Source organism: Streptomyces sp. NPDC014727, from assembly GCF_043083485.1.
In the GTDB taxonomy this organism is placed as follows: domain Bacteria; phylum Actinomycetota; class Actinomycetes; order Streptomycetales; family Streptomycetaceae; genus Streptomyces.
This window is the reverse complement of the sequence record NZ_JBIBYR010000003.1, coordinates 293,806-314,082: the sequence shown is the minus strand read 5'-3', so window position 1 is coordinate 314,082 and position 20,277 is coordinate 293,806. Positions and strand designations below refer to the sequence as shown.

Below are 20,277 nucleotides of genomic sequence, written 5' to 3'. Positions count from 1 at the left end.
GCGGACGGCATCATCCGGAGGCCGGAAGCCGTTCGATGGCGACCATGGCCGCGTCGTCACCCGGACGACCCCCGGCGTGGCGGACCAGGTCGGCGCAGAGGGACTCCAGCAGGGAGCCCGGCCCGCTGCCGCAGTGCGACGCGGCCCGTTCCGGGAGCGGATAGAAGACCCCTGACCGGTCCCGGCACTCGATGACGCCGTCGGTGTACAGAAGCAGAGTGTCGCCGACGTCGAAGGCGAACGTCTCCGCCATGTGTTCGGTGACCAGCAGATGCGCCGGCCCGAGCGGCGGGGCGGGTACTCGCACAATGAGTGGGATCGCCTCTCCGGCGCGCAGCAGGAGCGGCGGTGGATGACCGCAGCTGACCAGGCGCAGTTCGGCGCCGGCATCGGGGATGTCGAGAAGGGCCGCGGTGACGAAGGACTCCGCGAGCTCCTGGTCGTCGCCCCCGCCCCCGCCCGTGTGAACGGCGCACTGCTGGTCCGGCGCGACGCTCGCCTCCAGACGCGCCACCAGGTCGATCAGGTGCGACTCCTGGCCGGAAAGAGCGGGGAAGGCCGGCAGCACCACTTGCTGCGCGGCCTCGGCCACCGACCGCAGCCGGGACACCGCCTGTTCGTTCCGTTCTCTCAGCCGGGCGAAGAAGGTGACGAAGGCCGAGATGAGAACGAGTGCGACGATCTGGTAGGTGTGGTCGAGGTCGTTGATGCTGCTGCGCATGACGGCCACCGCGGACTGGGCCAGCACGGCGACCGCGCCGACGAAGGCGGTCATGCGCGGCCCGGTGAATGAGGCTGTCACTGCGGGAGCCGCCACGAGGAACGGGCCGAGATGCACATGCGGTGGCGAGAGGACATCGACCACCGTGACGACGGCGATCAGCGCGAACGGCATCGCCACGAGAGCGTTCCTGCGCCTTCGGGTCTTCCGGAACAGCTGCGGGAACAGCCGGGAATCCATGTTTCCGGGATACCTCACCCGGTCCGCCCCCGCGCCCCGTGACAGCGGACCGGCGCGGCCCCGCAACACCCTTCGTCACTCTGCGTCGCCGGGAGCTCACCCGGACGGTCGGCCGCTTTCACCCGCCTGCTTCTCGTGTCGCGCCGTTGCGGCCGGGCCTGGCAACGCTGGGCCTACCAACCGCTCCTCGACGAAGAGAGAACAGCATGACCGTCTCGGTCTTCCTCGCCCCGCGGACACGGACACCCGGGCGTCGCGCGCGGATCGTCGCCGCCACACTCACCACGGCGGCCCTCGCCGCGGCCCCCGCTGCCGTCGCGGCCGACGGCAGCGCCGATGCGGCCGGCGCCAAGCCCACGGTGGTGCTGGTGCACGGCGCATTCGCCGACGCATCGAGCTGGAACGGCGTGACGGAACGACTGCAACGGGCCGGCTACGAAGTCATGGCCCCGGCCAATCCGCTGCGCGGGCTCGCCCATGACTCCGCGTACATAGCCAGTGTGCTGAAGAGCATCAGGGGCCCGATCGTGCTGGCCGGGCACTCCTACGGAGGTGCGGTGATCAGCGACGCCGCCGCGGGGAACCCGCAGGTGAAGTCACTGGTGTTCGTCTCCGCGCTCATGCCGGACAAGGGGGAGAGGCTCGCGGATCTGTCCGCGAAGTTCGCCGGAAGCGAGCTGAACGCGGCGCTGAAACCGGTGCCGTTCCCGGACGCCGACGCCGAAGGCGGGGAAGGCGCCGACCTGTACATCCGGCCCGCCAAGTTCCACGACGTCTTCGCGGCGGACGTGCCGTCGGGTACCACCGCTGTCATGGCCACTGCCCAACGCCCCATCAACGGGGCCGCGTTCATGGAGAAGGCGGCGGCGGCCGCCTGGAGGACCATCCCGTCCTGGGCGCTGGTCGCCACCCGTGACAAGGCCATCGCCCCGGACCTCGAACGCTACGAGGCCAAGCGCGCCAAGTCCCACCTGGTCGAGGTCGACTCCTCGCACGTCGCGATGGTGTCGCGCCCCGACGCCGTCGCAGATCTCGTCCGGAAGGCCGCCGGAGACAACACACCGGCCGCGTCCACCATGGCCTCGACGGGCACCAGCACGCTGGTCCTGGCCTGCCTCGGTGGACTCGCGGGCGTGACCGTCGTGACCGGCGCCGGCCTCGTGACGGCCGTCCGCAGGCGTCGGGCCGCCGGCAGCGGGCCCGGAACAGCTCTCTGACACCCGTCGGTGAGGGTTCGGGTGCGGGCCGGTCCCAGGACCGGCCCGCCAGTGTGTTCGTCGGCGATGTCATGTCCGTCACGGGGATCACGTCCCCCGCCGCGGCGGGCCGCCGCCGTCACGGCGTCGGTGCGTGAACAGGCGGTCGTCCGGGCTCCCTCGTCATGCGGCTCCTGCCTACGGGGGACTCCAACTCGCCTGCCACCCGGCCGGGTTCGCCCACCGGGTCGCTGCACGACGGTAGCCGCGGCCCCCCGGTTCCTGCCGACGAACCCCGCTCCGGCCCCGGGCCGGAGCGGGGCCCGGGTCTACGGCACCAGCCGGGACTCCGACAGACGGGGCGAGGGCGGTGCCGCGCCGTCCAGCGTTGCGGAGTACAGCGCGGCGTGCTCCTCGCGGGACACCACCGACCGGCCGCCGCGCAGGGTGAGCCGCCGCCCCTGGGGCGTCGTCCAGCGCACCTCCGCGCAGTCACCGGCGCCGTCCACCTCGGGGTCCGGCACCTGCTCCCCGGTCGGCCTCGTGGCGGACGGTACGAGGGAGAGGGACCCCGCGGCGAAGGTGTCGCCCAGCGTCGCCCAGTCCAGCTCCGCCGGGCTCTGGCTCTCGAAGAGGACGACCTCGATCCGTATCCCGTCGGCGCGCGGGACCACCCGGACCGTCGGCCTACGGCCGCCGAAGCTGCCCCCGGCCAGCCTGAAGGCCAGCCGTGCCGTCCCCAGATCGAGATCGACACCACCGTCGACCGCGGAGGTCTCCGGCACGGGCGGTGCGCCGATCACGTCCGTCACCAGTCGCAGTGACCGCACCCGGAACCGGTCACCCGGCCGGATCATGTCGAGGTGGTGGTGCCGGTCGCCCGCCGGGCAGGCGAAGCCCGTCAGCCAGACGACGTGCGGGCCGCTCTGCACGGTGGAGATGACCCCCGAGGCGAAGTCGAAGTCCTCCGCGCCGTCGTCCTTCAGCAGATGGACGTGCAGATGCCCGGGGGTGCCGTCGGGACGTACCCAGTGGCCGAACAGCGGGCGCCGCTGCAGCCAGGTGTCCTGGTGGTTCACACTGCCCAGCGTGGTGACCGTGTCCAGCCAGGTGGTTCCCGTCTCCGGGAACGGGCTCCCGGCGAAGAGCTCCCGGTGCTCGCGCTCACCCTCCAGCTCCAGCAGCCGCGGCAGGGCCCAGTCGGGCACGCGGTAGTCCACGCAGGAGTCCACTCCGACCGACATCTCCCCCCGGACGGGGTGGACCTCCGGGGCGCCCAGCACCCCGCGTACCGCCTTCACCAGGAACGGCGGCACGCCCAGATCATTGCTGTAGCAACGGGCCATCGGACCGGAGAGCTGACGGGTCGGCGGATGCCAGCGGGCCAGGAAGTGCAGCCAGAGCCGGTCGTGCAGACGGTCGTTGAGGACCAGCACCTCCTCGTCACGCACGTGCTCCCTGATCAGGGTCAGGGTCTGGAGGACGACGCCCCAGTAGGACGGGCTGTTGAACTCGGTGAAGCTGCCGGTTGTGTCGATCGCCTCGCACAGTCGCACCATACGGTCCTTGCCGTAGGCGAACAGCTTCTCGTCGTCGAGGAGTCTGCCGGCCGCGAGCGTGACGAACGTGCCCATCACGGCAACGTTGGTGTACGACATGGGGACGTTCCTGCGGACGATCGACGCCGCCGCGTGCCGCACCGACTCCCGGACCTCCCGCAGTACGGCGGGGGGCAGGCGGTCGCCGTGCCGGGCGTGCACCAGCAGCAACTGGATCCCGAGGAAGTCCGCCCAGTTCCAGTCGGCCGGGTCCATCTCCGCCGCGGTTTCCTCGGCGTAGTAGCCCCAGATGCCGTAGGTGGCGCTCTCCACCGACCGGTCCTGGAGCTCCGCGATCCGCAGGATCACGGCGTGCGCGCGCTCGGCGTCGCCCGCACCGCCCCGTTCCAGCAGGAGCAGTGCGTACTGCAGGGAGTTGCGGGTGGGGTGGGCGAGGCCGCCCTTGATGTGTGTGTGGATGGGGTTGTACGGGGCTTCGGTCTGCAGCAGGTTCGCCTCGGGGTCCCAGCAGCGGTCGCCTTCGGAAAGGGCCGCTCGCAGCAGGGTGCGGTCGTACTCGGCGGCCGACCAGGCAGGGTGCACGGGATGTCCTCCAGCTCGCGACCGTCGGGCCGACGATCTTCGGCTATGCGCGGGAAACGTTTTCCAGAGGCTAGGCCGATGTCGCCGCCTCGGCAAGGGGTTCACGGTCAACCCGGGCCGGAGATCCGCTCCTCACGCCCATTGACGCGGCGATATCGGGCGGTGCAAGGTGACCTCCGGCTGGAAAACGCTTTCCGGCCCGTTTCCGGTCTGCCCTGAATGGAGTCCCCGATGAGACCCTCCCTGCGCACCGCCCTCACGGGCCTCACCGTGGGTGCGCTCGTCTGCGTGCTTGCCTCGTGTTCCGGTTCCGGCAGTGACAACGCCGCCGACGGTACGGTGACCATCACGGTCTCCGGGCGCCCGTCGGCCACCAGCGCGGCCGCGCTCAAGATCTTCAACGCGCGGGTGGCGGAGTTCGAGAAGGCCAATCCCAAGATCAGGATCAAGACGAACGAGTACCAGTACGACCAGCAGAGCTTCCAGACCAAGGTGGGCGGCGGCAGTCTGGAGACGGTCGTCCGGGTGCCGCTGACCGAGATGTCGAGCCTGATCAAGCGCAAGCAGATCGCCGATCTCACCACGGACTTCAAGGGGTTGAAGCACAGCGAGGACTTCAACCAGGTGGTGCTCGGAGCCGCGAAGGGCCTGGACGGCAAGATCTATGGGATACCCACCGAGGAGTACGCGCTCGGACTGGTCTACAACCGGGATCTCTTCAAGAAGGCCGGACTCGACCCCGACAAGCCGCCGGCCACCTGGTCCGAGGTCCGTGCCGCGGCCAAGGCGATCTCCGAGAAGACCGGTGCCACCGGCTACGCCCAGATGACCAAGGAGAACGCCGGCGGCTGGATGCTCACCGCCATGGCCTACTCCTTCGGCGACAACATGCAGGAGGAGTCCGGCGGCGAGTGGGCCAACACCTTCGACCGGTCCGGCAGCGGTGCCGAGAAGTCCCTGAAGGCGCTCAAGGAGATGCGCTGGACGGATCAGTCGATGGGCAAGAACCAGCTGCGCAACCTCACCGACATGGAGAAGGACTTCTCCGCCGGAAAGATCGGCATGGCGATCGCCGGGCCCAGCATCATCAACCACTACATCCTGCAGTACAAGGGCGACCCGGAGACCATCGGGCTCTCCGCCATGCCCACGGACGGCAGCAGCAAGCGGACCCTGGCCGGCGGCGCCGTCGCCGTGGTCAGCCCCAGGGCCACCCCGCAACAGCGTGAGGCCGCGGCGAAGTTCGTCGACTTCTACTACCTCGCCCCCAAGTACGACGTCGCGCTCGGCGAGAAGGACGCGGCATCCATGAAGAAGGACGGTGCCGTCGTCGGTGCGCCGACCGTCCCGTTCTACAAGCCGGCCATCGCGGACCCGGTCCGGGCCGCGATCGACAAGCTGGCCAACGTGCCGGTCGCGCACTTCGCCCCGTACGCCAAGGCGCTCGACGAGTACGAGCTGGCCATCGAGCCGCCCGTCGAGGCGCAGAACGTCTACAAGGTCCTCGACAGCGCCGTGCAGGCCGTACTGACACGCCAGGACGCCGACCCGGCCGAGCAGCTGAAGAAGGCTGCCTCGCAGGTCAAGTCCCAGGTGGAGCGCGCGCAGCACTAGGCAAGGAGTTCGAACTGCCGTCTGCCGCGGGGCCGCCCTTCGGCGACGAAGGGAATGTGACGACAGGCCCCGAAGCGCGTCCGGCACATCAGGCATGAGCACAGCACGAGGAGAGGCGAGGAGACGTCAATGAGCAGGTCACACGCACCTGCGGCGCCCGCCGGGAACCGCACCCAGAAGTACCGGACGCGGAAACAGCGTTCCGCCGACCCCTCCGCGGACCGGTCGCGGACAGCGGACGGGCCGCCGCGCACCGCCTCCCCGCGTCGCGGCGGCCCCGGGCAACGCGTCGTCCGGTGGGTCAGGCAGGGAGGTGTCACCACCATCCTGTTCGGACTGCCGATGGTGCTGTGCTTCGCCTACTTCTCCTGGTGGCCGATCGTCCAGAGCGTGCGGCTCAGCTTCCAGCAGACCAATCTGGTGGGCCCCGCCGCCTGGGTGGGCCTGGACAACTTCCAGCACGTGCTGGACGACCCGCTGCTGTGGACGGCCGTCGAGAACACCGCGCTCTTCGCGTTGCTCGCGCTGGTGATCGGCTTCCCGGTGCCGCTCTTCCTCGCGGTGCTCATCGCCGAACTGCGGCGTGGCGGCACGCTGTTCCGTATTCTCGCCTACCTGCCGGTGGCGATTCCCCCGGTCGTCTCCGTCCTGCTCTGGAAGGTGTTCTACGACCCGGACGCCGGCCTGTTCAACCAGTTGCTGGCCCATGTGGGCCTCGGCCCGTATCCCTGGCTGCAGTCCACCCACACCGCCATGCTGTCGATCGTCCTGGAGGCCACCTGGGCGGGCTTCGGCTCCACGGTGATCATCTATCTGGCGGCACTCGGCTCCGTACCGGCAGAACTGTACGAGGCCGCAGAGATCGACGCGGCGGGCATCTGGCGCAGGGTCTGGCACATCACCCTGCCGTCGCTGCGCGGGGTCATCCTGATCATGCTGCTGCTCCAGATCATCGGCACGCTGCAGGTCTTCACCGAACCCTTCGTGATGACGGACGGCGGCCCGGAGGACTCGACTCTCACCGTCCTGATGCTGATCTACAACTACGCCTTCCAGAACGGCGACTTCGGAGCCGCGACCGCGCTCAGTGTGATGCTGGCCCTCGTGCTCGGCGCGCTCTCGGCGGTCTACCTGCGGGCGACGAGGAGCTGGAGCAACTGATGGCCGTACAGACCCCCCTTCGCACCCGCCGCAGCGGCCGTCCCGAGGAGAGCGGACGCGGACTCATATCCGACGCCGACCGGCGGCGGACCTCCGTACGCGTCTGGCTCCGCTCCGCGCAGACCCTCTCGCTCCTGCTGCTGCTCGCCTTCGGAGCCGCACCTCTCTACTGGACGTTCAAGGGCGCCGTCTCACCGACCCAGGATCTGCTGCGCGATCCGCTGGCGCTCTGGCCCGGCCACGCGCAATGGGACAACCTCTCCCGGGCCTGGAACGAACTGCAGGTCGGCCAGTACCTCTGGAACACCGTGGTCCTGGTCACCGGTTCGGTCGTCGCGCACCTCGTCGTCGCCACCACCGGCGGATACGTGCTGTCCGTCCTGCGCCCCAAGTGGGCGGCGCCCGTGCGATGGATGGTGCTCGCCACCCTCTTCATCCCGGGCTCCATCTCCCTGGTCGCCCTCTACCTCACCGTGCTCGACCTGCCGGGCCTCGGCATCTCGCTCGCCAACAGCCCGTGGGGCGTCTGGCTGCCGCACGCCGCCGGCGCCTTCACCGTGCTGATCGTGATGAAGTTCTTCGACGGCATCCCGCGCGAACTCTTCGAGGCCGCCAAGGTCGACGGCGCGGGCCCGTTCATCATCTTCCGCCGGATCGTGCTGCCCATGTCGCGGCCGATCCTCGCGGTGGTGACCCTGCTGACGGTCATGAACTCCTGGAAGGACTTCCTCTGGCCCCTGATCGTCATCCCGGACACCGAGAAGCAGCCCATCTCCGCCGCGCTGCCGCGTCTCGCGGAAACGGCGGAACAGTCGCTGCTCATCGCCGGGATGCTGCTCGCCATCCTGCCACCGCTCGTGCTGTTCCTGATCTTCCAGCGGCAGATCGTACGCGGCGGGGGAGGCTTCACCGGCCTCAAGGGATGAGTTCCACCCGGGCACAGGCGCGGACCCGGTCCGCGCGGCCGACGGCGGCAGCGGTGCGCGCCGACGGCACACGGGCCGGTGTGCTCCGCCGGGGTACAGCCGACGGAGCACACCACCACCCGGGGACCACCGATACGCACCGCGCCGATCCGATCGAGAGGATGCCTCGATGGAAAAGAACGGCACGAACCGGCCAGGTCCACTGGTTGCGGCCAGAGTAACGGGCCGCTCCAGACGGCCCGTCGCATGGGGCGGCGCCGCCGCCCTGCTCGGCTGTCTGCTGGTGGCAGCGCCGTTGCCCGGTACGGCCCCGGCCGCCCACGCGGCCGGTACCCTCACCGTCACCTCGCCCGATCTCATGTTCGTCAAGGGACAGGCGAAGATCACCCTGGCCTCCGACGAGGCCTCGGTGGCCTGGAAGGCCACGGACGACCAGGGCCTGACCGTCGCGACGGGCACCGCACCGGTCTCGGGCGGTACGGCCACCGTCGACGTCACCACGCTCGGCAGCGGCTACTACACGCTCACGGCGACCGCGGGTGCCACCACCCGTACGGCCAATTTCGGCGTGCTGACCGCGCTGGCCGGCCACGAGCAGAAGGACCCCCGCTTCGGCACCGGCATCCACTACGGGTGGAACGACGGCGACGACCAGAAGCTGCTGCGTTCGGTCAAGCTGATGGGCATGCACGGGATACGTTCCGACATCAACTGGAGCGCCATCGAGAAGACTGCCGGCGAGTACACCTGGAGCGGCTACTCCACCGACCAGCACATCCCGTACGCCAAGACGCAGGGGCTGACCGCCCTGCCCATCTCCGCCTACCGGAACCCCCTGTACGACAACAACCGGACACCGGCATCCGACGCGGCGCTGGAGGCCTACGGAAAGTACACCGCCGCCATCGTGGAGAAGTACCAGCAGTCCACGAAGGAGGTCGAGATCTACAACGAGTACAACTCGACCGGCTTCAACAACGGCACCTGCGGCATCACCGCCGACTGCTACCTCAAGCTGCTCAAGGCGAGCTTCGGCAAGGTGCACGCCAAGGTGCCGGACGCCACCGTCATCGGGGGCGGCCTGGCCGGTCTCCAGACCGACTGGCTCAAGAGGCTGTACGCGATCGGTGGCCTGGACCAGATGGACGCGCTCAGCGTCCACGAATACGGCTACCCGAGGCCGCCCGAGGAAGCCCTGGCGAAACTGCCGCAGGTGCGCGCCGATCTGGACGCGGCGGGCGGCAAGGACTTCCCGCTGTGGATCACGGAGAACGGGTACCCCACCCACAGCGACGGCGTCACTCCGGCGGTGCAGGCCGAGTACCTGCCGCGTGCCCAGATCTTCTCGTTCGCCTCGGGTGTCAACCGCTACTACTGGTACGACCTCACCAACGACGGCACCGACGCCACCAACAAGGAGCACAACTTCGGTGGATTCAAGCGCCCCACCGCCGAGGTCAAGGCCTGGCAGCCCAAGCCGTCCGTCGTCACCGAGGGCGTCCTGATCCGCCAGATCGCGGGCCGCGCCTACACCGGCCGTGACGACGCCGGTTCCGACGCCGTCCGCTCGTACCGCTTCGGCACCGGCGCCGACACCGTCCGGGCGCTGTACACGACCGCGACGACACCCGGAACCGTGGAGCTCTCGGCCACCGGCCCGCTCACCGTCACCGACCAGCTGGGCCACGCGAAGACCTACACCCCGGCCGGCGGCAAGGTACAGCTCGGGATCGACGGAAAGGTGCTGTACGTCAAGGGCGCGGTGACCGCCGTCAAGACCGTGACCGCCCCCGTCTTCTCCCTCGCACTGCCGAAGCGCTCCAACACGGAGGAGACCGTCGGCGCGGTGCTCCAGGTGGACCGCACGAAAGGGCACACTCCGATGCCGCCGCGCGTCGACTTCCGGATCGCCGGGGCCGAGTACCGGTTGATCGCGCGGCCCGGCGAGGTCACCCGCAAGACGGTGGAACTGCCCACCTCGTCCCTGACCGGGGCTCGTTCGGTCAGTGGCACGGTCGGAGCGGGACCGCTGACCCTCGGCCGGATCACCACCGACACCGAGGTGGTGCCCCCGACCGAGGTCACCTTCGACCCGGTGGTGAAGAAGGCGGCGCCGTTCGCGGCCGGACTCAAGGTCACCGTCACCAACAACCGCGCCCGCTCCGCGCTCGACCTCACCAAGCTGGAGTGGCAGGTGAACGAGGGCACCGCCTATCTGGACCGGGGCACCATCGACGGGCCGATCAAGGTCGGCGCCGGGTCCAGCACCTCGTACACCGTGGACGCACACAACATCAAGCCCTGGAACCGCTACTGGACGGCCGCCTACATCAGCACCCCCGACGGCACCAGGACCCCCGTGGGCACCTGGAACGGCTGGGGCGCCGTGCAGCCCGCCGGTACGGACACCACCACGCCCGTCGACATCGCCGCTCAGGGCACGGTGTACTACGCGGGCGGCTACCAGGGTGCGGCCGACCTCTCCGGCACCATCCGGCCCCAGTACACCGACGCCGGGCTCGTGTTGAAGGCCGAGATCACCGACAACGTCCTGGCCCAACCCGCCACCACCGCCGAGAACATGTGGCAGGGCGACAGCATCCAGTTTGCCGTCACCCCTCAGCTGCCCGGCCGCAGCCGGCAGTACGTCGAGGTCGGCGCCTCGCTGGTGGGCGGCAAGCCGCAGGTCCACACGTGGCGGCCGCCGTCCGGCCAGAGTGCCGGGCCGACCCCGGGTGCCACCGCCCAGATCACCCGCGACGGCACCACTACCCGCTACACGGTGACGGTGCCGTGGGCCTCGCTCGGCCTCAGCGGCAAGCCGACCGCGTCCATCGGACTCGGCATCGCCGTCAACGACTTCGACGACGACGGCCGGGGGCGCGGCTGGTCCGAGTGGGGTTCGGGCATCACCAACAACTCCAAGAGCGCCACCGGCCTGCGGGCCGTCCAACTGACCGACTGACCCACCGATGAACTGGCGGGGCCGGGTGCACCTGACAACACCTGGCCCCGCCGCTTTCCATGACCCGCAGTACCACGCCTCACCGTGAGGAGACCGACCGCATGGCCCTGTTCGACCTGCCGCTCCACGAACTCCGCGACTACCGGCCGCAGATCGACGAACCGGAGGACTTCGACGCCTTCTGGTCGAAGACCCTGGCCGAGACCCGCTCCCACGACCTCGCGGTCTCCTTCGAACCCGTCGACACCGGGCTCACCGGCATGCGCACGTGGGACACCACGTTCGCCGGCTTCGGCGGCCACCCCGTCAAGGGCTGGTTCAGCGTTCCCACGCACGCCGAGGGCCCGCTGCCGCTCATCGTCCAGTTCCACGGCTACAACGGCGGTCGCAGCCTCCCGCACTGCTGGGGCATGTGGCCGCTGGCAGGCTTCGCCCACTTCGTCATGGACGTACGCGGCCAGGGCAGTGGCGGCAACGTCGGCGACACCCCCGACCCGGTCGGCTCCGGTCCCTCCCACGCCGGCTTCATGACCCGCGGCATCGAGGACCCGGAGAGCTACTACTACCGCCGGGTCTACGCCGACGCCGTACGCGCCGTGGAAGCGGCCCGTTCCCACCCGCTCGCCGACCCCGCCCGCACCGTCGCGCTCGGCGGCAGCCAGGGCGGCGGCCTCGCCCTCGCGGTCGGCGGCCTCGTCCCCGGCCTGGCGGCCATCGCCGCCGACGTGCCCTTTCTCTGCCACTTCGGCCGGGCCGTCACCCTCACCGACGCCGACCCGTACGCGGAGATCGCCGGCTACCTCAAGATGCACCGCGGCAAGGAAGAGACCGTCTTGCGCACCCTGTCCTACTTCGATGGGGTCTCGTTCGCCGCGCGCGGCTGCGCGCCCGCGTTCTTCTCCGTCGCGCTGATGGACCAGGTCTGCCCGCCGTCCACGGTCTTCGCCGCCCACAACGCGTACCGCGGCAAGAAGAACATCGAGGTCTACCGGTTCAACGGGCACGAAGGCGGTGCCATGTTCCAGGAGGCCGCGCAACTCCGCTGGGTACCGAAGACCCTGGAGAAGACCGGCTGAGCCCCGCGCGGTCCGGTGGGTGTTGTGGATCACGGACAGACTGTGGACAGCACGTATATGGTCCCTCGGGGCACTTCATGGCCCCGGGACGAGGCAAGGGCGAGGGCGGACAGTGCGGCAGAGAGTCTACGGGCAGGTGATGCGAGCCGTCGCCTGTGCGCTGATGGTGTGGCAGGTCTGGATGATGTGGTACATCGCCAGTCACGAGGCCGTCTCCGTGCGATGGACCTGCGACGGGACCGGCGGCTGCGCCAGCGACCAGTTCGCGTCGGCGGCGCCGATCGTCGGAATCGGCTCGGCCGTCGTCCTCGGTCTGCTCTCCGCCCGTTTCCTGCACCGTGCCGCGCCCGGGGCGATGGTCGTGCTCTGTGCCGTCGCCGCGATCGCCGGCTGGCACGACGCGCTGGCGGAGGGCCAGGTCGATCACGGCACCACCACCTCCTTCCACATCTTCTTCCCCTTCGCTGAGTTCTCCGTCTCCACCTGGCTCACTTTCCTGTGGTCCGTCGCGGGCGCGGGCTGCCTCGCCGCATGGTGGGGCGCGGCCGTCAGCCTGCGACGCACCGCGGGGCTGCGCAGACTTTCCCGCCGCTGCACCACGGCCGACGCGGTGCTGGAGGGCTGGCGGTCGGTGGGCCGCAAGTACGGCGAGGTCACCGTGGTCTTCGACGACACGGCCGGGGTGCGTCACGAGGTCCCGGCCATCGTGGAACGCGTCGCCCTCAAGCGGGACGTCCTCGCTCTGTACGACGCCGACCGCCCCGACGACCCGGACCGCACCAGAGTCGTCATCCCCCGCCGGAAGGTACTGCGCCTCTCATGACCACGTCGACCTCCACCGCGTCCTCCACCGCGTCCTCCCTGCGCGGCTTCCTCAGGCTGTTCACCGCGGTGTCCGCGCTCGGCACCGGTCTCGCGCTGGCCGCGCTCGTCCAGGGCGCCGTGGACGGCCCCCGCTGGCTGCTGATGCTCGCGCTCCCCGTGACGGCCCTGGCCCTGACGGCGTACGGCAAGGCGGCCGAGGACATGAACTCGGGCGTCGCCGCCCCCGGGCTGCGCTCCGGCGGCCCGCGCGCCTTCGCGCCCGCCGTGGTCAACGGGGTGAGGGCGGTGAACAAGGAGAACGGGCGGACGGCCCTCGACGGGCAGGCCGTGAACTCGGTGTTCGCCTTCGACCTGACCGTGGTGACCGACGAACTGCCCCCGTACCGGATCGAGGTCCGTCACCCCCTCGACCTGCAAGGGCTGCTGCACAGGTCCAGGGCGGTCGTCGAGTACGACCCCGAGCAGCCCTGGCGGGTCGTCATCCCCGACAACCCGCCGCGCGAGTGGCTGGCCCGCGCGGCGAGCCTCGTCCCGCCGGCGGACGAGGTGAAGCACCGGACCGGCGGTGTTCCGGCCGGGTTCCGCGCGCTGGCATCGGGCGTGGTGATCGCGGCCGTACTGCTGGTGCTGGTACGGGTGCTGGGCTGAGAGGCTGTCGGGCGACCTTCGATCGGACAGCCTCCGAGCCGCCGCGGGCTCAGCCGTTGCGCGGATACTTCTTGAGCACCTTGCCGTTGATGTCGGCGCGCAGATAGGCGCCGCCGTACTCGTCCGAGACGTAGACGCTGAGCGTCGGCTGGTAGCCGTCGAACGGGGAGGCCGGGTCGATGTCCACGTAATGGCTGGTGGGCTCGGCGACGCCGAGCTCCTTGTCCGCCCGGCGGATCAGTCCCGGCAAGGCGTCCCAGTTGAACTTCTCCAGGTCCACGGACTTGGCGTCCGGCTGGAGGGTACCGCCCGCGCGTTCGCGGGCGGCCTTGCCGTCCCGGTAGGTGTAGACGTCGTACAGACCCTGGTTCTTCGCGACCGGGGCCTCGACGCGCGCGTGCACGTCGTACAGCGAGAACGACGTGACCCTGGTGCCGCCCATCACGGGCTTGAGCGCCGCGATGACGGACCGTGCGGCGGACGGCGTCAGCAGATTCCTGGTCGGCGCCGCGGCCTTCTGCGGGCTCTCCTTCTCCCCGGCGGGCGAGGGACCGCCCCCGGCCCGGCCCGGGGCGGAGGGAGTGCTGCCGGCCGCCTTCGTGGTCGAGTCGGGCACCAGTGACCAGACCAGGACGCCGGTCAGGGCCGTCCCGGCGAGCGCGGTGGTGATCGCGACGGCGCGGCCCCTCCGGACCCGGCGACGGATCTCCCGGGTGCCCAGCGTGGCGGGCCGGGGAGGCGGGGGAGCGGTGACGGGCGGACGACCGGGCCCGTACGCGCCGGACGGGCGTCGCACGGGGGCGGTGGGCAGGACGGTGGTCGGGCCGGCCTGGCCGTGGCCGGGCGGCACCGCGTCCTGCCGGGTGGGCGGGTCCTGACGAGGCGGTACGGCATCCTGCGGCGCCGCACGCTCCGGTCCGGGCGCCGAGGCCGGCTCGCTCACCGCGGCCAGCATCCGGTCCAGTTCCTCGGGACCGGGCCGCGCCGAGGTGTTCCGGGTCAGCAGTGCGTTCAGTACGGGAGTCAGCGGACCGGCCTGCCGGGGTGGCGGGATCTCCTCGTCGAGCACGGCCGCCAGCGTCGCCAGCGTGGTCGCCCTGCGCAGCGGATGCACGCCCTCCACGGCCACGTACAGCATCATGCCGAGCGACCACAGGTCCGACGACGGATCGCCCTCCTCACCGCGAATGCGTTCCGGCGCCATGTAGTCGGGGGAACCGATGATGGAGCCGGTCGCCGTCAGACTGGTCGACTCACGGATCGCCGCGATGCCGAAGTCCGTGAGGACCGGGCTGCCGTCGGTCCGCAGCAATACGTTGGCGGGCTTGACGTCACGGTGGAGGATGCCGGCGGCATGGGCGGCACGCAGCGCGGACAGCACCCCGCGGCCGAGTTCGGCGGCCTCGACCGGGCCGAGCGTCCCCTCGGCCAGACGCTCCGCGAGCGAGGCACCGGGCACCAGCTCCATCACGATCCACGGGTACGCGTGCTCGCCGCCGTCCACGATGTGGTGGACCGTGACCACGCCCGGGTGGTCGAGCCGGGCCAGCGCGCGGGCCTCCCGCAGCACCCGCTCCCGCAGCAGCCGCGCCGACTCGGGGTCGTTCTCGGCCAGAGCGGGGTCCGGGGGCCGTACCTCCTTGAGCGCCACATCGCGATGCAGGGCCAGGTCATGGGCCCGCCACACCATGCCCATGCCGCCGCTGCCGAGCCTGTTCACCAGCTCGAAACGGTCGTCGATCACTCGGCGCACAGGCCCCCCAGCATTCATGGAAAAGAGGGTACGGGGCGGGCCCGCAGCGGCGCGCACCCACCCCGTACCACTCACACGTCGTCGTTCGGCGTGAGTCGCAACGTCACGATCTGGAACGGCCGCAGCCGCAGCCGTACCGCATCGCCCGCCACGTCCGCGGACTCCTCGGCGAGCGGACGCTCCAGCAGATCCGTGACCCTCGCCCCTGCCAGGGGGAAGCCCGTGGTCAGACGCGCCGAGGCCCGTCCGCCGTGGGCCTCGTGGAGCCGGACCACCACATCCCCGCTGCCGTCGTCCGCGAGCTTCACCGCCGTCACGACCACCGCGTCGTGGTCGACCGAGACCAGCGGGGCCACCACCGCGCTTCCCGGCACCCGGCGCTCGGGCAGGCTGAACTGCCAGCCCTCACGCACCGCGTCACCGATGGTCGCCCCCGGCAGCAGCGCGTACCGCAGCCGGTGCACCCCCTGATCCGTCGCCGGGTCGGGATAACGGGGTGCGCGCAACAGCGACAGCCGCACCGTCGTCGTGGTGGAGCCGTCCTCGCGGACCGTACGGGTCACATCGTGCCCGTACGTCGAATCGTTGATCAGCGCCGCGCCCCAGCCGGGCTCACCGACATGCAGGAAGCGGTGGGCACAGATCTCGAACTTGGCCGCCTCCCAGCTCGTGTTGGTGTGCGTCGGCCGTTGGACGTGCCCGAACTGGGTCTCCGCCGTGGAGTGACCGGCGCGCACATCGATCGGGAACGCCGCCTTGAGGAACTTCTCCTGCTCGTGCCAGTCGACCTCGGTGTCGATGTCCAGACGCCGGGCCCCGGGACGCAGCGTCAGGAGCTGGGTGACGCGGGACGAGCCGAAGGTGCGCACCACCTCGACGCCGTCGCCGCTGCGGCGCACCACGTCCGCCTCGGTCAGATCGGTGACCGTGTTGCGGTAGAAGGCGTCGACGTCCCAGGCGTCCCAGCGGTTGGGCAGATCCGGATGGACCTGGAGCAGATTGGCCGCGCAGCCCGGGGCGACCGTCTCGCGTCCGGCCACCAGATCGACGACCGAGACCACCAGACCCCGCGCGTCCACCGTCACCCGGAGCAGTCCGTTGTCCAGCCGGAAGCCCCCGTCGTACGCCTCGGCCTCCACCGGTCGCTCCGGCTGCCCGGACGCGGGGGCCGCCCCACCCGCGACCACGCCGGCCCGGTCGTGCGGAGCGGAGTTGAAGACGACCGTGTCACCGCCGTCCGGAGCACCCGCCAGGGCCCGCTGCGCCGCCTCGATCACGGCTTCGAGCTCGTCGGCGATCCGGGCGTACGTCGCCTCCGCCTCGCGGTGCACCCAGGCGATGGACGACCCCGGCAGGATGTCGTGGAACTGATGCAGCAGCACACTCTTCCAGATCCGCTCCAGCTCCTCGTACGGGTACGGGAACCCCGTCCGTACCGCTGCCGTGGCCGCCCAGAGCTCCGCCTCCCGCAGCAGATGCTCGCTGCGCCGGTTGCCCTGCTTGGTCCGCGCCTGCGAGGTGTACGTACCCCGGTGCAGCTCCAGATACAGCTCGCCCAGCCACACCGGCGGCCGGTCGTACTCGGCCTCGGCGGCGGCGAAGAAGTCCGCGGGCCTCTCGATCGTCACCCGGGGCGAGCCCTCCAGGTCCGCGAGCCGCCCGGCGCGCGCCAGCATCTCGCGCGTGGGGCCACCACCCCCGTCCCCCCAGCCGAACGGCACCAGCGAGCGTGTCGCGTGCCCCTTGTCGCGGAAGTTCCGCTCGGCGTGCGCGAGTTCGGCGCCGGACAGCTCCGCCACATAGGTGTCCACCGGCGGGAAGTGCGTGAACACGCGGGTGCCGTCCAGCCCCTCCCACAGGAACGAGTGGTGCGGGAACGGATTGGTCGTGTTCCAGGAGATCTTCTGGGTGAGGAACCAGCGCGAACCGGAGAGCGCCACCAACTGCGGCAGGGCCGCCGAGTAGCCGAACGAGTCGGGCAGCCACACCTCCTCGGTCTCGACCCCGAACTCCTCCAGGAAGAACCGCTTGCCGTACACGAACTGCCGGGCCAGCGCCTCGGAGCCCGGCATGTTGGTGTCCGACTCCACCCACATCCCGCCCACCGGCACGAACTGTCCGGCAGCGGCCTTCTCCTTGACCCGCGCGTACAGTGCCGGCTGATGCTCCCGCAGCCAGTCCAGCTGCTGCGCCTGCGACATCGCGAAGACGAACTCCGGATGGTCGTCCATCAGCGCGACGACATTGGAGGTGGTACGGGTGACCTTGCGCACCGTCTCCCGCAGCGGCCACAGCCACGCCGAGTCGATGTGCGCGTGACCCACCGCCGACAGACGGTGGGCGGAGGCGTGCGCGGGGGAGGAGAGCACGGAGCGCAGCCGCTCCCGGGCGGCGCTCGCGCTCGCGCTCACGGCGTCCAGGTCCAGCGCGTCCAGACAGCCTTCCACCGCGCGCAGGATCTCCCAGCGGCGAGCCGAACCGAGCGGCAGCTGCCGCATCAGCTGATCGAGCACCTCCAGGTCCTGGACCAGTTCCCAGACCTGCCGGTCGAAGACCGCGACGTCCATCCGCTCGACGCGGTACAGCGGCTCGCTGCCCGCGGTCTCCCGGTCGCCGAGCGCGCTGACACCGTCCAGGATCTCCGGATTGGCCGCCGCTTCCAGGTAGTACGTGAACTCCTCGCCGCCCGCGACCGGTTCGCCGATCCGCAGCCACGTGTTGCGCGGATTGAGTGCCTTGACCACGCTGCCGTCCGGCCGGTGGGCCAGCGCCTCCGCGGAGAACCCCGGCCGGTCGCGGGCGAACCCGAGGTCGATGACCGCTTCGACGATCTCACCGGCCCATTCGGCCGGGACACGGCCCGTCACGCGGAACCAACTGGTGCCCCAGGCCGGTCCCCAGTCGTCGCCGAGCGCGCCGGGCTTGTAGGGGCCGGCCACCGCCTCGGCGAACGGCACCGGTTCGCCGGGGGCGTGCCAGACCTCGATTTCCAGGGGCGCCGTACGGGGATGGACGGCGGGGCGGATGCGCTCGCGCAGGGCGCGGTCGAGCCGTTCCTCGGTCAGTGTGCGGTCGTCATGCATGAGTGAAAAGGCCCCTCTGAATGAATGTGCGCCATGGGGTGGTTGTTCACGGGAGCTCGTCGAAGCCCACGCAAGGCAGTGACATCCCGTCGGCCAGGGCCAGGAGTTTCTCCAGGCGGGCCGGGGTCACATGGTTGGCCTCCTGGGCGTCGGCGATGCAGTGGGCGTAGAGCGTGGTCACGCCGCCGTGGTCGGCGGTCCGGCGCAGGGCCGTCTCCACACCGGTCAGATCGTCCCCGTACGCGACGGCCCCGCGCCCGGAGTCCACCGAGCACCCCAGCAGGACCCGCCGGGCGGCGATGTCGCCTGCCGGGACGTGCAGTTCGGTGGCGAGGGACGGATCGGCGCGGCGGTCGGCGGACACACCGCCGCGCAGCCGCTCGAAGAGCGTGAGGAGCAGCCGGTCGGTGCTCGTGTCGCGGGCACTGCACGGATAGCCGAAGCTCCGGGACGGGAAGCCGAGACGGCGCAGCGACTCCAGTGCGGGCACCACCTCCCGGTCGAGATAGGCGCCCGCGCCGTGCGCGGCGATGAACTCCGGCGCCCGCTCGTGCCGCAGACCGTGGCAGCCGATGGTGTGACCGTCGTCCGCCAGCCGGTGCAGCAACCGCACGTCGTCCCGGTCGAGCCGGTCGGGCTCGCAGATGAAGAAGGTGACACGGGCGCCGTAGAGCCTGAACAACGGTGCCGCGGCGGCCCACTCGCGCACATGCCGGTCGTCGAAGGTGAGCAGCAGGGCGCGGTCGACGCGGTGGTCTTCGCGGTCCGTCATCGCCCCGGCTCCTCGGGCGCCCAGCCGGGCACGGAGCCGTGCAGCACGGTGTAGAACGGGTCGCCCGGCCCGATCTCACCGGCCAGGACGGGGCGGCCGGTGAGTGCCGCCTTGTACATCGAGGTGATCAGCTCCAGGGAACGGCGGCCGTCCCCGGCGCTCGCCCTCGGCCGCCGGCCCGCACGCATGTCGGCCAGGAGCGAACGGAGCTGCGCGCTGTGCGAGCTCGGGACGTCCTCGGCGGAGGAGGCCCAGTCGGCCGCCCGGCCGGGTGCGACACCCGGCGCAGGGGTGTACGTCCAGTCGCCGTTCCCGTACCCGTACAGATGGTTCAGCTCAATGGTGACGTCTCGCAGATCGATGCGCAGATGGCTCAGCTGCCGAGGCGAAAGGGAACTGTTGACCACGGTGGCGAGGGCGCCCGAGGCGAAGCGCACGGTGGCGGTGGTGACGTCGTCGGTCTCGACGTCGCGGGCCAGCCTGCCTGCCATGGCCCGGACCTCCGCCCAGTCCCCGAGCAGTTCCAGCAGCAGATCGATCTGGTGGATACCGAGCCCCATGGCGGGACCCGCGCCCTCCGTCGCCCACTTTCCGCGCCAGGGGACCGCGTAGTAGGCGTCGTCGCGGTACCAGGTGGTCTGGCAGTGGGCGACCAGCGGCGCGCCCAGCTCGCCGGAGGCGATGAGGGCCTTGGCGTGCTCGGCACCCGATCCGAACCGGTGCTGGAAGACGATCGGGGCGTACGGGCCCCCCTCGCCCTCGGCCGCGGTCATGGCGTCGTACTCGGCGAGACTCAGCGCGGGCGGCTTCTCGCACCACACCCAGGCCCCGGCCCCGAGGGCGGCGACGACCTGTTCGCGGTGGGCGACGGGCGGCGAGGCGACGACGACGAGATCGGGGCGGACCTCGCTGAGGGACGCGGCGAGATCGGTGGAGTGGTGGGAGAGCTTGAAGTCGGCGGCGAAGGCGCGGGCTGTTGCGGGATCGGCGTCGACGGCGCCGACCACGCAGAAGTCCGAGGGGAGTTCGAGGAACGCAGGCATGTGGACGGCGCGGGCGATGTTGCCCGCGCCGACGAGCAGTACACGATAACGAGACACAGTCACAGAGGGCCGTCCAGGCTGAGGGCGTGAGCCGCCGAGGTTGGTAAGCGTTT

At 70.7% G+C, this 20,277-nt stretch carries 14 protein-coding genes; 8 read left to right on the top strand and 6 right to left on the bottom strand.

Annotated features, from left to right (window positions below):
* Nucleotides 1-10 precede the first annotated feature (10 nt).
* Nucleotides 11-961, bottom strand: a complete 951-nt coding sequence (locus tag ACF1B9_RS07455) for a PP2C family protein-serine/threonine phosphatase (RefSeq protein WP_391739585.1) — start codon at nucleotides 959-961, stop codon at nucleotides 11-13.
* 206 nt (nucleotides 962-1,167) lie between these two features.
* Between ACF1B9_RS07455 and ACF1B9_RS07450 the strand changes: the two genes are divergently transcribed.
* Complete coding sequence (locus ACF1B9_RS07450; protein ID WP_391739584.1) at nucleotides 1,168-2,178, top strand: alpha/beta fold hydrolase; 1,011 nt, start codon at nucleotides 1,168-1,170, stop codon at nucleotides 2,176-2,178.
* A gap of 308 nt (nucleotides 2,179-2,486) precedes the next feature.
* On the opposite strand, the gene ACF1B9_RS07445 is transcribed toward ACF1B9_RS07450, so the two are convergent.
* Complete coding sequence (locus ACF1B9_RS07445; protein ID WP_391739583.1) at nucleotides 2,487-4,298, bottom strand: hypothetical protein; 1,812 nt, start codon at nucleotides 4,296-4,298, stop codon at nucleotides 2,487-2,489.
* Nucleotides 4,299-4,529: 231 nt separating this feature from the next.
* On the opposite strand from ACF1B9_RS07445, the gene ACF1B9_RS07440 reads away from it, so the two are divergent.
* The 7 genes from ACF1B9_RS07440 to ACF1B9_RS07410 all read left to right on the top strand — a co-directional run bounded on the left by ACF1B9_RS07440 (nucleotide 4,530) and on the right by ACF1B9_RS07410 (nucleotide 13,513).
* Complete coding sequence (locus ACF1B9_RS07440; RefSeq protein WP_391739582.1) at nucleotides 4,530-5,912, top strand: extracellular solute-binding protein; 1,383 nt, start codon at nucleotides 4,530-4,532, stop codon at nucleotides 5,910-5,912.
* Between the two features lie 129 nt (nucleotides 5,913-6,041).
* Nucleotides 6,042-7,073 carry a carbohydrate ABC transporter permease gene (locus ACF1B9_RS07435; RefSeq protein ID WP_391739581.1) on the top strand — a complete coding sequence of 344 codons (1,032 nt, stop codon included), beginning with the start codon at nucleotides 6,042-6,044 and terminating at the stop codon, nucleotides 7,071-7,073.
* Nucleotides 7,073-7,999, top strand: a complete 927-nt coding sequence (locus ACF1B9_RS07430) for a carbohydrate ABC transporter permease (RefSeq protein WP_391739580.1) — start codon at nucleotides 7,073-7,075, stop codon at nucleotides 7,997-7,999. The genes ACF1B9_RS07435 and ACF1B9_RS07430 overlap by 1 nt, the downstream gene beginning before the upstream one ends.
* A gap of 169 nt (nucleotides 8,000-8,168) precedes the next feature.
* Nucleotides 8,169-10,964 carry a sugar-binding protein gene (locus ACF1B9_RS07425; RefSeq protein WP_391739579.1) on the top strand — a complete coding sequence of 932 codons (2,796 nt, stop codon included), beginning with the start codon at nucleotides 8,169-8,171 and terminating at the stop codon, nucleotides 10,962-10,964.
* A 101-nt stretch (nucleotides 10,965-11,065) separates the two neighbouring features.
* Nucleotides 11,066-12,040 (top strand): acetylxylan esterase, encoded by a 975-nt coding sequence (locus tag ACF1B9_RS07420; protein WP_391739578.1) that lies wholly within the window; start codon nucleotides 11,066-11,068, stop codon nucleotides 12,038-12,040.
* Nucleotides 12,041-12,179: 139 nt separating this feature from the next.
* Nucleotides 12,180-12,863 (top strand): hypothetical protein, encoded by a 684-nt coding sequence (locus ACF1B9_RS07415; protein ID WP_391739577.1) that lies wholly within the window; start codon nucleotides 12,180-12,182, stop codon nucleotides 12,861-12,863.
* Nucleotides 12,860-13,513 carry a hypothetical protein gene (locus ACF1B9_RS07410; RefSeq protein ID WP_391739576.1) on the top strand — a complete coding sequence of 218 codons (654 nt, stop codon included), beginning with the start codon at nucleotides 12,860-12,862 and terminating at the stop codon, nucleotides 13,511-13,513. Before ACF1B9_RS07415 ends, ACF1B9_RS07410 begins: the two co-directional genes overlap by 4 nt.
* A gap of 49 nt (nucleotides 13,514-13,562) precedes the next feature.
* Here ACF1B9_RS07410 and ACF1B9_RS07405 read toward each other — a convergent pair whose 3' ends face one another.
* Genes ACF1B9_RS07405 through ACF1B9_RS07390 form a run of 4 tightly spaced genes read right to left on the bottom strand, consistent with a single transcriptional unit; the run spans nucleotide 13,563 to nucleotide 20,221 of the window.
* Nucleotides 13,563-15,284, bottom strand: coding sequence for a protein kinase (locus ACF1B9_RS07405; protein WP_391739575.1), 1,722 nt, complete (start codon nucleotides 15,282-15,284; stop codon nucleotides 13,563-13,565).
* Between the two features lie 53 nt (nucleotides 15,285-15,337).
* On the bottom strand, nucleotides 15,338-18,349 hold the full coding sequence (locus ACF1B9_RS07400; RefSeq protein WP_391739574.1) for an alpha-mannosidase: 3,012 nt from the start codon (nucleotides 18,347-18,349) through the stop codon (nucleotides 15,338-15,340).
* A 46-nt stretch (nucleotides 18,350-18,395) separates the two neighbouring features.
* On the bottom strand, nucleotides 18,396-19,121 hold the full coding sequence (locus ACF1B9_RS07395; protein WP_391739573.1) for a polysaccharide deacetylase family protein: 726 nt from the start codon (nucleotides 19,119-19,121) through the stop codon (nucleotides 18,396-18,398).
* Nucleotides 19,118-20,221 carry a Gfo/Idh/MocA family protein gene (locus ACF1B9_RS07390; protein WP_391739572.1) on the bottom strand — a complete coding sequence of 368 codons (1,104 nt, stop codon included), beginning with the start codon at nucleotides 20,219-20,221 and terminating at the stop codon, nucleotides 19,118-19,120. The genes ACF1B9_RS07395 and ACF1B9_RS07390 overlap by 4 nt, the downstream gene beginning before the upstream one ends.
* Between the last annotated feature and the right edge of the window lie 56 nt (nucleotides 20,222-20,277).